Consider the following 13,793-nt stretch of genomic DNA (forward strand, 5'->3'; position numbering starts at 1 on the left):
CTTGCACAAAAAATGCCGCTACGCACGCTTTGAACGGAGCATTTCCGTGGACATCGACCTCGCCCGCGCGTGGGTGCAGGCCATCGCCGCCGCCGTGGACCAGCACAAGGACCACCTCACCCAGCTCGACTCGGCCATCGGAGACGCCGACCACGGCGTCAACATGCACCGCGGCTTCTCCGCCGTTTCCACCGCCCTGGACGGTGTCGAGGCGGACACCGTCGGTGCCTTGCTGGTCAAGAGCGGCACCACCCTCATCTCCAGCGTCGGCGGCGCCTCCGGCCCGCTGTACGGGGGCGCCTTCCGCGCCATCGGCAAGACGCTGGATGCCCCCAAGGCCACATCCCAGGAGTTCGCCGCCGCACTCGCCGCAGGCCTGGACAGCATCCAGAAACTCGGCGCCGCCGCACCGGGCGACAAGACCATGATCGACGCCTACGGGCCCGCGTTGGCCGCCTTCCAGCAGCAGGCCGACGCCGGAGCCGACCTCGCCGCGGCCGCGCTGGCCGCAGCCAACGCCGCCGAGGAGGGGATGCGTGCCACCACCCCGCTGCAGGCCCGCAAGGGACGCGCCTCCTATCTCGGCGCCCGCAGCATCGGCCACCCGGACCCCGGTGCCGCCTCCACCGCCCTGATCTTCCGTGCCCTGGCCGAGACGGCGGTGGCCCGATGACCGACCGCCTCACCTACGAAGGGCACACCGCCGCCGCCGGCACCGCGCTGGGCTTGTTGCGCCGCACCGACCGCCCCGCCACCCGCAGTTCGCTGCCCCAGCGCACCCAGGGTGACGGCGCGCAGCAGATCACCGACGCGTTCGACACCGTTGCCGCCCGGCTGCTCGAACTGTCCGCCTCGCTGCGCGAACAGGGCAAGGACGAACAGGCCGACATCATGGAGGTCAACGGCTACATCGCGCAGGATGCGGACCTGCGCAACCAGGCCGTCGAACGAGCAGGCGAAGGCCGGCCGGTGGCCGTCGCCGTGCGGCAGGCCATCGACGCCTACGCCTCAGTCATCGCCGCCCTGGACGACCCGACCCTCGCCGACCGCGCGGCCGACGTACGCCAGGTCGGCCGCCGCGTCCTGGCCCACCTGCACGGCGAGAGCGGCCCCGCACCCGACCAGCCCCTGATCCTGGTGGCCCACGAGATCGGCGCCGCGGACCTGCTGGAACCGGGCCAGACCGTGACCGGTGCCATCTCAGTCACCGGCGGCCCGAACTCCCACGCTGCGATCGTCGCCCGCTCCCAGGGCATCCCTCTGCTGCTCGGCGTCGACCCGCAACTGCTGCGGCTGCCCGACGGGCAGGAAGTCCTCCTCGACACCGAACGCGCCAGCGCCGTCGTCCATCCCGGCAACGACGAACGCGCCACCGCTCTGCAGACCATCGACGCGGCCCGGATCCGCAGGCAGGCGCTCGCACAAGAGCGCCACCTGCCGGCCCGGACCCTGGACGAGCACGACATCGTTCTGCGGGCCAACGTGGCCACGCAGGCCGAGGCCCGGACCGTCCTGACCGCGGGCGCCGACGGGGTCGGGCTGCTGCGCACCGAGCTGCCCTTCCTCAACCATGCCGCCTGGCCCACCCGCAACCAGCACGCGGCCGCCCTCGTCCCGGTGCTGCGTGCCCTCGCCGGGCAGACCGTCACCGCCCGGACCCTCGACTTCGCCGATGACAAGCTCCCGCCGTTCCTCGCCATGGGTCTTGATGGCGAGCGGCTCGGCCGCGGCCTGCCTCTGATGCTCGCCCAACCGGACGCCTTCGCCGACCAGTTCCGCAGTCTGCTCAACGCCGGAGCCGACACTGACCTGCGCATCATGATCCCTATGGTCGCGAGCGTCGATGAACTGCGCGCCTGCCGAGCCCTTCTCGATTCTGCGGCCACCGAACTCGGCGTCAGCGCACCCCCGCTGGGCATCATGGTCGAGCTGCCCGAAGCCGTCGCCGCAGCTGATGAACTTGCCCGCGAGGCGGCCTTCTTCTCGATCGGCAGCAACGACCTCACCAGTCAGATCCTGGGAATCGACCGCCGCGACCCCACCGCCACCCCGGCGATGGCCGCGCACCCGGCCGTCCTGAAGGCAATCGACCAGGTCGTCACCGCCGCACACCGCCACGGCCGTCAGGTCTCCGTCTGCGGCGACGCCGCCGCCCACCCCCTCGTCACCCCTCTGCTCATCGGCCTCGGCGTCGACGTCCTCTCCGCAGCCCCCTCCGCGCTCGACGAAGTCCGCGCCCGCATCCGCCGCCTGCGCTCCGACACCTGCTCCTCGCTGGCCGCCAGCGCCCTTACCCGGGACAGTCCCGAAGAGGTCTGGCAGCTCGCGCGGCAAGCATGCATGCCGTCGCTGCCGTGACGCCTGCCGCCTGCGCCGGCCCGGAGCTCCGCCCCGGCGCAGGCCGCCGTGCGCGCCGCAGGCCCGGACAGCCAGTCGGGGCCCCGTTGTCCCCACGCGCGGTGTTTCCAGTCGGCGGCGAAGGTGTAGCCCCACTTGCTGCCGTCACGATCTCCGTGACGTGGGGACGGCCCTGAAGCCACTGGGCGAGATGGGAGACAGTGGGCCGCAGCCCGCGAGCAGAGCGGGTCATCCCGGGCCGGCGCCGCGAGCCGGTTGCTGCCTGGTGCGGGTGGAGCGGCCTGTCACGCACGGGCCGCTGTGTCGGCGAGGGCACGGAAGATCAGGGCCGTCGACGTGGCCCCCGGGTCCTGGTGGCCGACGCTGCGCGCCCCGAGGTAGGAGGCGCGGCCCTTGCGTGCCTGCAGGGGCGTGGTAGCGCGCATGCCCTCCTCGGCGGCGTCGGCGGCAGCCGCTGCCGCGGCGGCGAAGCCGGCCCCCTGACGGGCCTGCTCCTTGAAGGCGGCCACGGCGGGTGCATACGCGTCGATCATCGTCTTGTCGCCGGGAACGGCCGTGCCCAGCTTCTGGATGCTGTCCAGACCGGCGGCGAGTGCCTCGGCGAACGCCAGCGGTTCGGCGGCAGGAAAGTCCAGGGCTTTGCCCAGTGCGCGGAACGCGCCCCCGTACAGCGGCCCCGAGGCACCTCCGATGGTGGAGATGAGGGTGGTGCCGGTATTGGTGAAGACGGCTCCGACCGTCTCGGGGCTCAGGTCCGAAACGGCAGCGGCAGCAGCGGTGAATCCGCGGTCCAGGTTGGTCCCGTGGTCCGCGTCACCGATCGCCGAGTCCAGTTGGGTGAGGTAGTCCTTGTGCTGGCCCACGGCGACGGTGATGGCCTGCACCCAGGCACGGGCGAGGTCGATGTCCATGGGGTCTCCGTTCGATGATCGGTGCAACGGGGTCGGTGGTTGGTAGAGCTGGGGGCAGGGTGCAGTTCACACGGCCTCCTGCGGCGGCCGCGCCTCCTGCACGGCCCCGCCTCCTGCACGGCCCCGCCCCCGGCCCGGTTCAGGCGTCCCGTCGCAGGGCGGGGCTGTTCATCACGGGCACGTTCCACAGGGACAGCATGTCGGCATCCGCCCTGCACACCGTGGTGAAGGCACCCGCCGTGCTCGGACGGAGCACGGAAGCGCCCACCCGCCTGCGGGCGGGGGGCCTCTCTCTCAGCGTTCCCGATTGCGCCAGGGCGAGCGGAGCGCCGGCGAAGGTGGTCACCGCCGCGGGGACGGACGCGACGACGAGCGCCTGCACGGCCATCCCCAACACCCTCGGCGTGGAGCCCTGGTGGGCGGGAGTTCTCTTCCCCATGACGGCGTCCGGTACGGGCTGGCACAGACGCTTCACCTCCGCAGGATGCGGGTTGTGCACGGGAGAGGAGCCGCCGGGTCCTGCTGTTCGGGCAGAATCCGGCCGCCTTGTGGAAACCGGACGGTCCACTTTCTCGGCATGGTTCATCATTGATGAACATCGTTCCGGAAGCTAGGCCCACGTCTCCCGCCTGTCAAGAGAGTCAGCAGCCGCGGTGCGGGGCTGTGCGTCTAGGTACCCGAGGCGTAGGCGGCCCGGCGCGGAGCTCCGAGGTCGCGGGAGAGATTGCGGGCGGTTTCCCGGACGGCCACGGCGAGTTCCTCGCGCGTCGATTCGCCCAGCATGCGCTCCACCGGTCCGACGATGCCGATGGCGCCCGCCACCTCGCCGGAGCGGTCGAAGACGGGCGAGGCGATGCCCGCGTCCCCGATGGCCGCCTCCTGGTCCTCGAGCGCATAGCCGGCCTTCAGGACCTCTCCTAGATGGCCTGCCAGCGCGTTCCGGTCGGTCATGCTGGCGCTGGTGAGGACTGCCAGCTCCCCGTCGAGCAGGCGTTCGCGCGCATCGGCCGACGATGAGGCCACGATGGCCTTACCCAGCGCGCATGTGTTCCACGGGATGCTCGCGCCCACCTCGAGAATCTGCACCGCGCCCTCGGGGCGAAAAGCATGGTGGACGATCAGTACGTGGTCGCCCGTGAGGACGCCCACCCACACGGCTTCCTTGGTGCGGTTGGCCAGAGCGTCCGCCCAGGTCAACGACCGCGTCCGCAGCTCGTGTGTGTCCAGATAGGCGTTGCCCAGCTGTACGAGGTTCGGCCCCAACTGGTACTTCGAGCTGTCCCTGTCCTGTCCGACCAGGCCCTCGATCTCCAGCGTGCGCAGCAGCGCGTGCACGGTGGGCTTCGCAACGCCCAGTCGGTCGGCCAGCTCGGTGACACCCAGCCGGGGACCGCCGGAAGCGAGTTCCCGCAAGATCTGCACTGCTCGATGCACAGACTGGACCATTGAGATCTCCGATTCAGTATTGCTGAACAGTGTTCTGAGATTTAATGTGACTGTTCATGAGCACACCCGTCGGCATCGTACTCGTGTCGCACAGCGCCGAGCTTGCTGCAGGTCTGCGTCTGCTGGTGGGGCAGATCGGTTCCGACGCCGTTCCCCTCGTCACCGCGGCCGGAACGGACGACGGCCGGATCGGCACCAGCTACGACCGCATGCTCAACGCGCTCAATGACGCTGACCGGGGGAGCCGGCGTTGTGAATCTTCTCGACCTCGGCAGTTCCGTTCTGACCATCCGCACCGTTCTGGACGCGATCACCCCTCCTGGACGCCGTCATCGTCGACGCTTCCTCCATCGAGGGCGCAGTCGCCGCGGTGGTCGTCGTGTCCGCTGCCGACCTGCACACCGTCGTCAACTCCGTTGAAGAGGCCCGCCATGTCCGCAAGCTCTGACGCTTCCCCCGCCCCCGCCGGTCACGAAGCAGCCGTTGTCCTTTCCGCCGATCTCCACGCGCGCCACGCAGGCCGGCCCGCCCGCGCAGCGGGTCAGTTCTCCAGCACCATCGAGCTGGGCTCCAAGGGCAAGACGATCAATCCCGCCACAGTTCTCGGCGTCATGGGCCTGGGAGTCACGGCCGGAAGCACGGTGACCGTGCGGGCCACCGGTCCTGAGGCCCACGACGCGGTCGCCACGCTGACCGACGTCCTCGCCAACGTCGAATAGCCCTGACCGTCATGACGTCGCAAATGACGAGCCGCGATCCGTGCCTACCTCCGGCCGGCGCCGCGCCTGCCGGTGAAGCCGAATACACCTGCCCGCTGCCGCATATCCCGGAGGCCGTGCGCACCATGCGCCATCGTGCGCGCGCCGTGCTTGGAAGCTGGGCCATACCGGCGACCACGACAGACGACACAATCCTGGTGATATCCGAGATGGTCACGAACGCCATCGCTCACGCCCTCCCCCCGGCCGTGCTGCGGCTGTCACTGCCGATCACCCGCAGGGGGCAGAAGGCCTTGCGTGTGGAGGTCACCGACGGCGGTCCCGCTATGACTGTCCGTTCACCTCTCGCCGATGCCCCGTCTGATCTGGGGGAGTGCGGCCGTGGAGGTGGCATCGTGGGGGCTCTTGCCCTTCAGCACGGCATCTTCTCCCGGGCCGCCCGTGTCACCCGGTGGGCCGACCTCCCCATCTCAGCCGGAGCAGGCCAGTGCGGTCGATGAGCGGCAGACAACGCGTAGCGTCTCGCAGCTGGCATGCGACCACCGGGACAAGGACGCGGAGACCACCCTGTACGCCACCATTGACGATGCCGTCGACGCCCTGCGCCACCACTATGACACCGACGCCATCAACGCCGTCGTCATCTGACTGACGGCTGCGAGCAAACCCGCACCCCCGGACACGGCCTCGAACAACTCACCCCACGTCTGACCGACCCCAGCCAGCCCCCCGTCCGCGTCTACACCATCGCCTACGGTCAAGACGCCTCCACTGCGTCCTGACCAACGTCATCTCTGACTTCTGAGCCCTATGCGCTGCCCCCGTGTAGGTGCGGGAATCGGCAACATCGGCACGGGGGAAGATCGAGGCATGGCCAAACTGCCCATGCCGAAGGTCGACCGGCTGCGGGACCGCGAGCGGCATCTGACACGTTGGTGGTCAGGATCACGGGCCCGCGATGACGCGAGTCGGTGCTTGAGCATGGTCCCGACGCGGCCCGGAGCCGTGCAGCTCAGGTCTGACGCGCGGTCTCGCGGTGCTTCCGGCTTCCAGCTTTCGTAGGGTGACAGAGCTCGTGGCTGTCGCGGAGGCCTTTCATGCCCCGAACCATCTGCCAGGTGCGATCAGCTTCGGTCAGGTGACCTCTCTGAACTAGCGGACCTCGTTACGCCGTATATCCGAACGAGGGTGACCCCAGAAAGAGCCGGCGTGGTCAGGTCACCGCGTTGAGCAAGCCGGCCAGTACGTCGGGGCGTTCCAAGGCGATGAAGTGACCGGCTTTCGGCACCTGCGTGAAGTCGGCCGTGGGCAGCAGCAGCTTGTTGGCCTCGCGGTCGGAGGGGCGAGACCAGTCCTTCTCGCCGTAGACGAGGTGGACGGGGGCCTCGACTCCGGAATAGCGCGAGCGGGCAGCGATGAGACTGGGCAGATTCTGGTACACGCCCCGGGCGACCGCGGTGTACCCGGGACGCTTGCCCACCTGGAGCAGTTCGTCCACGTAGTCCGTCCGTAGGGCGCTCTTGTCGCCGAGGCCCCCTTGGAGGATTCTGCGCAGAGCGGGCTTGGGCTCCACCCCGGCGATCGCCGGGCCCAGTCCGGGGATGAGGACACCGCTGACCACGACCCGGGCGAGGAGGCTGGAGCGGGCGATCCCGCCGCGGAAGTCATAGGCGTTGACCGCGACGACACGCCGGACTCGCTCGGGCAGATCGGCCGCGGCGGTCAGGGCGAGCACGGCCCCCATCGACTCACCGACCAACGTCACGTCTTGGAGGTCGAGTTCGATGAGGAGCCGCGCTACGCCCCTCCGCATGGCCGGCTCGTCGTACGACGCCCCGGGCACGATTTCGGAGTAGCCCATGCCCGGCAGGTCGAGGGCGTAGACGGTGTACCGGTCGGCGAGCAGCGGGATGAGGAGGCCGAAGTGCTCGGCCTGGGTACGCACGGTGTGCAGCAGGACCAGCGGGGCGCCGGTGCCCGCCTTGAGGTAGCGCAGGGTTCCCTCGTGGTTGTGTTCCGCGCGCGGGGCGATGGTGTGGCTCGTGGTCCCCGGAATGTGGATCGTGGGACGTGACTCCTGGGCGGGCATCGCGCTGACTCCTTGTGTGTGGAAGAGGCGTTACTTCGACAGCTGGGCGTACAGGCCGGCCAGGTCGTCGGCCAGGCCCGCCTTGACCTGCCGCGAGATGTCGGCGGCGAGCACCTCGTAGGCGCCCGCTTCGCCACCGTCGAGGGCGAGTGCGGGGACGTCACGAGGATCGGACTTGGGCGCGTCGACATCGGCTGCCAGGTCCGTGTCGACGTAGCCGAGGTGCAGTCCGGTGACCGCAATGCCGCGGGGCTGAAGCTCCACTACGTCGTCAACGGGGGAGTCGAGGAAGGACGCTCCTACGGCTGCACCTGCGTTGTTGATCAATACGGTGACGTCTTGCGCCTGTGCGGCGGCGACCGACACCGAGCCTGGGTCGGTGACCTCGAGCGCCACCGCAACGGCGTGGGGATGCGTCACAGCGCGCGGGTCGCGGGCCGTGCCATAGGCCCTGCTGGCCCCGCGCGCGTAGAGCTCCTCCACCAGCGATGTTCCGATGCCGCGGCTGCCGCCGGTGACGAAGACCTTTGCCCCCTTCAATGCGGTCATGATTGCCCCCCCACATCGGAAACCGATCGGTTTCGCCAAATGTAAACCGATCGGTTTTCTCGATGCAAGCCGCACAGGGCTGTGACGTGAGCGTGGCCTTCAAGGGCGAAGGGTGCGACTCCGGTTCGTGACGCGCGCTGGGGCGGCATCGCCTCCCACGCGCCGAACCACGAACAGCATGGGATCAAGAGCGTCATGGTCGTCGGTCAGAGCTTCGCCATCCACCGTGAGCCGGTGGGCAAGCGGAGCACCACGGCGAACTGCATGAGGGGCGGACGGAGGTGGCCGTCGGCGTGGCCACCGCGGTTACAGGCCGTGGCCACTGGCAGTCCAGGCCGGGAGCAGGGCAGGGAGGCCATTCATTCCTGGCTGCTCGAGCGGTCATTGCCCGTCCCCGAAAATCCGCGCGTTCGCGGGTCACCAGGGGCAGCGTCTTCGCCGATGAAGGCACCGAAGCATAGGCACCCTCAGAGGGCTGCAGGATGGGGATGTTGGCGAGCGGATCGGACGTTTGTGGCCAGGGTCCAGTCTCAGGAAGACCTCGTCGGCCTCATGCGGCCCTACCTTCTTTCGCACGGCCCGGTCGTTCGCGACGATGGGGTCGCGCGAGCGGGGCAGGGATGGTTGTCATGCTGGCTGCCGTTGATGGCTCGGGTTGCTGTTCCCCCTGTCCCGCACCCTCTGGACTGCTGATTAGCCTCTGCGGACCATCGCTTGGTAGGGCGAGGACGGGTGGAAGGGGTCGCACCGCAGGTTGCACGGCGAGGGGAGCGTCATGGCCGCCACCGCAGGATTCGACATCGCCAAGGAGTTCCACTGGCTGACGGTCATCGACGACCGCACTCGGCTGCTGCTCAGCCGCCGGGTCGACAATGACCCCGAGTCGATCGAGCAGGCCATCAGCGAACTGCACGTCATCGAGGGCCGATACGGGGACCTCACGGTCGGTCTGGACCTCATGGGCGGCGTGGCCGGACTGCTCACCGCCATGCTGCTGACCGCTGGTCTGCGCCGTGTCCACCTGCCCGGTCTGGCGGTCAACCGGGCCCGCCGCGGCACCCGCGGTGGTGAGAACAAGTCCGACCCTCGTGATGCGAAGGTCATCGCCGAACAGGTCATGCTCCGCGACGACTTGAGGGTCGTCGACCTGCCCGAGGAAGCCACCGTCGAGCTGCGGCTTCTGGTCAGTCACCGCACCGTGATGGCCAAGGAGATCACCGCGCGGATCAACCGGCTGCGGGATCTGCTCGCCGGCATCCATCCCGGGCTGGGGACGCGTGCAGGGGCATCTCTGCCTGTAGGCCCGTCTCTGTCTGTAGGCCAGCCCTGCAACGTCTCGGTCGGCTCTGGCCTCACTGCGCATCGGCAAGAGTGACGACAGCATGGCGAACGGGACGAGTGACTGTGGGCGTTGCTGCACACGTACGACGGTCATCGGCCTCGGCTCGGCGGCTCTACCACCGCCGCGGCCGTCACGGTCGGCGCAGAGGCCGGCTGTGGATGCCCCGCAGCCGGCTCCACTGGTCTTCTGTGGCGTGGTAGCCGTGCCCGCCTGCGGAGCGCGCGCCCTGCTGCTGCACCGCGCCGCCTATACATGTCCTGGCTTCTTCACGCTGCTGCCCGCCACTGAGTCAAGGCCATGGCCAGTCGGCGGGCGGTCGGTTCGGGGGGCGGTCAGTGGCCGAGGGCTTGCTGGAGGGTTTCGCGGCAGTCGATGAGGGCGTCGAGGCCGATGATCTGCAGGGTACGCATCACGGATGGGCCGACAGCGGCCAGGCGCAGCCAGCCTCCGGCTTCGTTGAGGCTGTGGTGGGCGGTGATGAGGATGTTGATGCCGCTGGAGTCCATGAAGGTGACTTGGCGCATGTCGACCACGACGCGGGAGTGGGCCGTGCCGGAGGCCTCCAGGGCCTGGCGGAGGGTGTCGCCGGTGTGGTGGTCGATCTCTCCGGCCAGGCTCAGCACGCGGATGCCGTCGGCGTCGGTGGCCACCACCGACAAGTGACCGGCCTGCGCGATGTGTTCGGTGTCCGTCATTTCTCCCTCAGACATGCAGATGATCCTTACACACTCAGCCTCGCGCGCACAGTGCCGCCCGACGTGATAGGGGCAGCGGCGTTGTGTGGCCGATCCAACAAGAAGGGAAAGGCGTGATCCCCGGCAGTGCGGGTACGCGCACGCTCAATGGTGAGGGAGTGACATGACAGCTGTGAGGGAACCGAACCCAGTGCAGGACGAGGGCGCGACGCCGGCCAGGCCGGTCATACAGACCAGCGCTGCTCTGGTGGGCGACGGCGCGGACATCGCCCAGGCCCGCCACCTGGCAGCCGGATTCCTCGCCCAGGTCCAGGCCGAGCATGGCCTGCCCGTCTCGCAGCGCGCCATGGACCTCACCCAGCTGGTGGTCAGCGAACTGGTCACCAACGCCCGCAAGTACGCCCCGGGCCCCGTCCTGCTGGACCTGCGCATCCTCGGCGGCCTGGTGGAGATCGTGGTGTGGGACTCCGACCCGGTCCTGCCCATCGCCCGGGCCGCGGACGCCGGCCGGGTCGGCCAGCACGGCCTGGAGATCGTCATGGCCGTCGCCCAGGGCTTCGAAGCGCAACGCGAGCCCGTCGGCAAACGCATCACCGCCCGCCTCGCCCTGGCCGACGACCCAGGTGGCGCGCTCACCGGCCGCAGGCCCCTGTAAAGCGAACTGGCGCCACCGCTCAAACGGCGACGGGACCGACAGCGTCAAGGCTCGTCGCCGCGCCGGGGATCGCGCTGGTGGGGTCAAAGTGGATGACCAGACGGCCGACAAGAAGGACCATACCGAGGCAGGCGTCAGGCTGGCGTAGGCGAGGGCCGCGAAGCGGTGGAGGGCGCTGAACAGCGGCGAACCGGCGGCGGTGTGGTCAGGCGGCCGGTACAGGCCCAGTGGCACGCAGGTGAGGGCAAGGACCACGGACCCGATGACGATGCAGGCCATGGTTCCCTCCGGCCCGGGCAGCTGAGCCACGCCGGAGCCGGCTGCGGATGCGCTGGTGTCCGGCGCGTGTCGGGTGGCCCTGCCGCAGCGGGATTGCCGGCACGGTAACCCGGCGTACCGACGCCGACCACGCAGCCGGCCACCGCACCGGCCTCACCGACTCCCGCCGTCGCCCTGGCCCAGCGCACCGTGGCCTCCTTCTCATCCTCGACGCGAGCGCCTGAACCTGACACCGGCACCGCCCAGCGGGAGACCCGCTGAAAGCTGGAAAGCGGCCATGCCGGCCGCTTCGGTGGGAAGAAGGGTGACAACCAAGGAGGCGGACGTGTTGCGTGATCGGATCGGGCTGTCGGATGTGCTGGCGGCGGCGGAGGACGCCGCACCGGTGGAATCGCTCGATGTCGTGGCGCGCAACCTGCGCGAGCGGTTCGGTGCGCGATACGTGTCGTTCCTGTTCGTGGACGTCGTCGGCCGTCGACTGCTGCGGGTCAGCGACAATACCGCCACACCGCGGCAGCGTCAGGCCGAACCCGTCTCCCTGGCCGGCAGTAGCGTCTACGACCAGGTCCTGCGCAGCCAGAAGCTGGTACAGGCGGCGCACGACGGGCCGGATCCCGGGCAGCGGGTGCTCGCCCCCGTCACCAACCGCGGCGACGCCATCGGTGTCCTGGAACTGTTCCTCACCGACGCCACCCCGGACGTCCTGGAGCAGGTCGAGGAGGCGGCACACGCGCTGGCCTACATCATCGTCACCGACCGCCGCTTCACCGACCTCTATCACTGGGGCAACCGCACCACCACAGTGAGCCTGGCCGCGGAGATCCAGCGCCAGCTGCTGCCCTCGGCCTCCTCCTGTGAGGCGCCCGAGTTCGACCTCGCCGGCGCGCTGGTCCCGGCCTCCGACATCGCCGGCGACACCTACGACTACTCCCTCGACCAGGGCACCCTGCACCTGTCCGTCACGGACGCCATGGGCCACGACGTGAACGCCTCGCTGATTGCCACCCTCCTGGTCAACGCCTCCCGCGGCGCCCGCCGCGCGGGCAAGGACCTGGCCGAACAAGCAAGCCAGAGTCACCAGGCCCTCGTCGAGCACGGCTGGCGCACCTTCGCCACAGGGCAACTGGTGCGCATCGCCCTGGACGGCAGCGGCGCCCAGCTCGTCAACGCCGGCCATCCCTGGCCACTGCGGCTGCGCGAGGGCAAGGTCGAGGAACTGCGCCTGACGGTGAACCTGCCTTTCGGCGTCTCCTGGCAGGGCGCCTATCAGGTGCAGGACCTCGACCTGCGCCCCGGCGACCGCCTCGTCCTGCACACCGACGGCATGCAGGAACGCGAAGCGCGCACCGTCGACCTGCGCGGCCTCCTCCACGACACCGCAGCCGAACACCCCCGCGAGGTCGTGCGCACGCTGGTCGGTGCGGTCTCCGAAGCCTACGGCGGCCGACAGCCGCGAGACGACGCCACGGTCCTGTGCCTCGACTGGCACGGCCCCCTCGCGGCAACCCCGCGCAACCCCACATAGCCCGGGTCATCACTGGCGATTGCGTCCAAGCACGGCCTGACGCCGGCGCCGATCGGTAGCCCACCGGACAAGCTCGCCGCGCTCGTGCGCCTCGTCACCTGGCGAGGGTGTGCCCCCGTCGCCTCGGGCGACGGAGGGGGGATATTCGTATGCCTGGCGGCTGTGGGAGGGCTAGAGTGATCGTCGTTCAGGTGCGAAGGTTGCGGCTACTTCTCCTGTAAAGAGGGTGACGCGGGTTCGAATCCCGTCGCCGGCCACGGCCGGTGTCGTCCAGCGGCCCAGGACGCCAACGTCGCCGCCACCGACCTTGATCTCTGGACGCCTACGACACGAGACCGCCCGCCATAAGGGGAACCACCGACGGGCGGCTTCTTACGAGGCCGCTATAGGTGGCGCGCGGAGGGCAGTCGCATCTCGGCGGCATGCTCCATGGTGCTTCAGCCGAACGATCGTCCCCATGGGCGGAGGGCGAGACCCGGGGTCACTGTCCCCTTCGCAGGCCCAACGTGCGTTCTGGCAGGGAGTGGAACCGTCCGGGTGGGGCTCGGACCCGATCAGCCGTGCGACCGGCTCCAGCCAGGGCACCAGGCGTGCCAGTGCCCACATCCCGGTGGCGACAGAGCGACGACCGTGGTGCCGGGCTGCCGGTCGGCCAGGTCGGCATGCCCAGTCGCCCACCTGGCAGTGGACGCGCTTTCGGTCGTACCGGCCCTGTTCTCGTATAGCTACGGCAAACGGACATGTAGCGCAGGGTGATGCTCGCGGCTGAACCGGGCGAGAGGGCCGGTGTCAGTTTCCGGAGTCGGCTGCATGGATGACGGCCCTGTACTCCCGAAGCTGCCACGAAGTGACAAGTAGCTTTCAGTAGTCGATCTGACGTGCTGCTGTCAGGGTCTCAGCGTTTTGCCCATGGGTAACCGGGTTAGCGGGCTGTGATCGCACGACGGGCGGCATCCCAGACCGCCTCGAATTCTTGCGCAGTCAGTTGATCGGGTTGGTGCCCCTCCTACTGTGAGACCGGGAGCCCAGCGGTAACCCCGAACATTCTTTCGTACTCGGCCAGACCCCCTGCCTGCTGGGCACGCTGCCATTCATCCAGGGACGCAGCCGCGATCGGGGTCAGCTCGGAACCCTGGAGCTCGACCTGTCGGGTCACCCAGCCGCCGGCGTCGACCTCGAAGTAGAACCAGATGGCTTCCTCGTCCCAGAAGCACTGCATCCACGT

15 protein-coding genes and 2 pseudogenes are annotated in these 13,793 nt (G+C 69.3%); 9 read left to right on the plus strand and 8 right to left on the minus strand.

The window, feature by feature from the left end:
* Positions 1 to 46 precede the first annotated feature (46 nt).
* Positions 47 to 673 (plus strand): dihydroxyacetone kinase subunit DhaL, encoded by a 627-nt coding sequence (gene dhaL, locus FBY22_RS17095; protein WP_142146512.1) that lies wholly within the window; start codon positions 47 to 49, stop codon positions 671 to 673.
* Positions 670 to 2,358 (plus strand): phosphoenolpyruvate--protein phosphotransferase, encoded by a 1,689-nt coding sequence (locus FBY22_RS17100; RefSeq protein WP_142146514.1) that lies wholly within the window; start codon positions 670 to 672, stop codon positions 2,356 to 2,358. The genes dhaL (FBY22_RS17095) and FBY22_RS17100 overlap by 4 nt, the downstream gene beginning before the upstream one ends.
* A 284-nt stretch (positions 2,359 to 2,642) precedes the next feature.
* On the opposite strand, the gene dhaL (FBY22_RS17105) is transcribed toward FBY22_RS17100, so the two are convergent.
* The 3 genes from dhaL (FBY22_RS17105) to FBY22_RS17115 form a co-directional block, all read right to left on the minus strand.
* Positions 2,643 to 3,269 (minus strand): dihydroxyacetone kinase subunit DhaL, encoded by a 627-nt coding sequence (gene dhaL / locus FBY22_RS17105; protein ID WP_142146516.1) that lies wholly within the window; start codon positions 3,267 to 3,269, stop codon positions 2,643 to 2,645.
* 139 nt (positions 3,270 to 3,408) lie between these two features.
* Entirely contained in the window at positions 3,409 to 3,744 is a 336-nt protein-coding gene (locus FBY22_RS17110; protein ID WP_142146518.1) for a hypothetical protein, read from the minus strand.
* Between the two features lie 194 nt (positions 3,745 to 3,938).
* Positions 3,939 to 4,703, minus strand: coding sequence for an IclR family transcriptional regulator (locus tag FBY22_RS17115; RefSeq protein WP_260844894.1), 765 nt, complete (start codon positions 4,701 to 4,703; stop codon positions 3,939 to 3,941).
* A 68-nt stretch (positions 4,704 to 4,771) separates the two neighbouring features.
* On the opposite strand from FBY22_RS17115, the pseudogene FBY22_RS44970 reads away from it, so the two are divergent.
* Positions 4,772 to 4,891: pseudogene (locus FBY22_RS44970) on the plus strand (PTS fructose transporter subunit IIA); the annotation flags it as partial.
* Between the two features lie 134 nt (positions 4,892 to 5,025).
* Here the strand turns inward: FBY22_RS44970 and FBY22_RS44975 are convergent.
* Positions 5,026 to 5,148: a hypothetical protein gene (locus tag FBY22_RS44975; protein WP_260845005.1), complete on the minus strand. Its 123-nt coding sequence runs from the start codon at positions 5,146 to 5,148 to the stop codon at positions 5,026 to 5,028.
* On the opposite strand from FBY22_RS44975, the gene FBY22_RS44425 reads away from it, so the two are divergent.
* The 3 genes from FBY22_RS44425 to FBY22_RS44170 are packed head-to-tail and all read left to right on the plus strand — an operon-like array spanning position 5,147 to position 6,082.
* Positions 5,147 to 5,434, plus strand: a complete 288-nt coding sequence (locus tag FBY22_RS44425) for an HPr family phosphocarrier protein (RefSeq protein WP_142146522.1) — start codon at positions 5,147 to 5,149, stop codon at positions 5,432 to 5,434. The genes FBY22_RS44975 and FBY22_RS44425 overlap by 2 nt on opposite strands.
* Positions 5,435 to 5,457: 23 nt before the next feature.
* Positions 5,458 to 5,934 carry an ATP-binding protein gene (locus FBY22_RS17130; protein WP_142147754.1) on the plus strand — a complete coding sequence of 159 codons (477 nt, stop codon included), beginning with the start codon at positions 5,458 to 5,460 and terminating at the stop codon, positions 5,932 to 5,934.
* On the plus strand, positions 5,876 to 6,082 hold the full coding sequence (locus tag FBY22_RS44170; protein ID WP_174267052.1) for a hypothetical protein: 207 nt from the start codon (positions 5,876 to 5,878) through the stop codon (positions 6,080 to 6,082). Before FBY22_RS17130 ends, FBY22_RS44170 begins: the two co-directional genes overlap by 59 nt.
* A gap of 565 nt (positions 6,083 to 6,647) precedes the next feature.
* Here FBY22_RS44170 and FBY22_RS17135 read toward each other — a convergent pair.
* Positions 6,648 to 7,523, minus strand: coding sequence for an alpha/beta fold hydrolase (locus FBY22_RS17135; protein ID WP_142146524.1), 876 nt, complete (start codon positions 7,521 to 7,523; stop codon positions 6,648 to 6,650).
* 30 nt (positions 7,524 to 7,553) lie between these two features.
* On the minus strand, positions 7,554 to 8,072 hold the full coding sequence (locus FBY22_RS17140; RefSeq protein WP_142146526.1) for an SDR family NAD(P)-dependent oxidoreductase: 519 nt from the start codon (positions 8,070 to 8,072) through the stop codon (positions 7,554 to 7,556).
* A 775-nt stretch (positions 8,073 to 8,847) separates the two neighbouring features.
* Here FBY22_RS17140 and FBY22_RS17150 point away from each other — a divergent pair.
* Positions 8,848 to 9,447: a transposase gene (locus FBY22_RS17150; protein WP_142146528.1), complete on the plus strand. Its 600-nt coding sequence runs from the start codon at positions 8,848 to 8,850 to the stop codon at positions 9,445 to 9,447.
* Between the two features lie 299 nt (positions 9,448 to 9,746).
* Here the strand turns inward: FBY22_RS17150 and FBY22_RS17155 are convergent, their stop codons facing one another.
* Positions 9,747 to 10,124 carry an STAS domain-containing protein gene (locus FBY22_RS17155; RefSeq protein WP_142146530.1) on the minus strand — a complete coding sequence of 126 codons (378 nt, stop codon included), beginning with the start codon at positions 10,122 to 10,124 and terminating at the stop codon, positions 9,747 to 9,749.
* Positions 10,125 to 10,272: 148 nt separating this feature from the next.
* Here FBY22_RS17155 and FBY22_RS17160 point away from each other — a divergent pair, with 148 nt between their 5' ends.
* The gene (locus FBY22_RS17160; RefSeq protein WP_142146532.1) at positions 10,273 to 10,764 is read left to right on the plus strand and encodes an ATP-binding protein; all 492 of its coding nucleotides are present in this window, start codon (positions 10,273 to 10,275) and stop codon (positions 10,762 to 10,764) included.
* A gap of 604 nt (positions 10,765 to 11,368) precedes the next feature.
* Positions 11,369 to 12,568: a PP2C family protein-serine/threonine phosphatase gene (locus FBY22_RS17165; RefSeq protein ID WP_142146534.1), complete on the plus strand. Its 1,200-nt coding sequence runs from the start codon at positions 11,369 to 11,371 to the stop codon at positions 12,566 to 12,568.
* 922 nt (positions 12,569 to 13,490) lie between these two features.
* Here the strand turns inward: FBY22_RS17165 and FBY22_RS17170 are convergent.
* A pseudogene (locus FBY22_RS17170) lies at positions 13,491 to 13,787 on the minus strand (hypothetical protein).
* Positions 13,788 to 13,793: the final 6 nt, after the last annotated feature.

This window comes from Streptomyces sp. SLBN-31 (genome assembly GCF_006715395.1).
Taxonomy (GTDB): Bacteria; Actinomycetota; Actinomycetes; order Streptomycetales; family Streptomycetaceae; genus Streptomyces.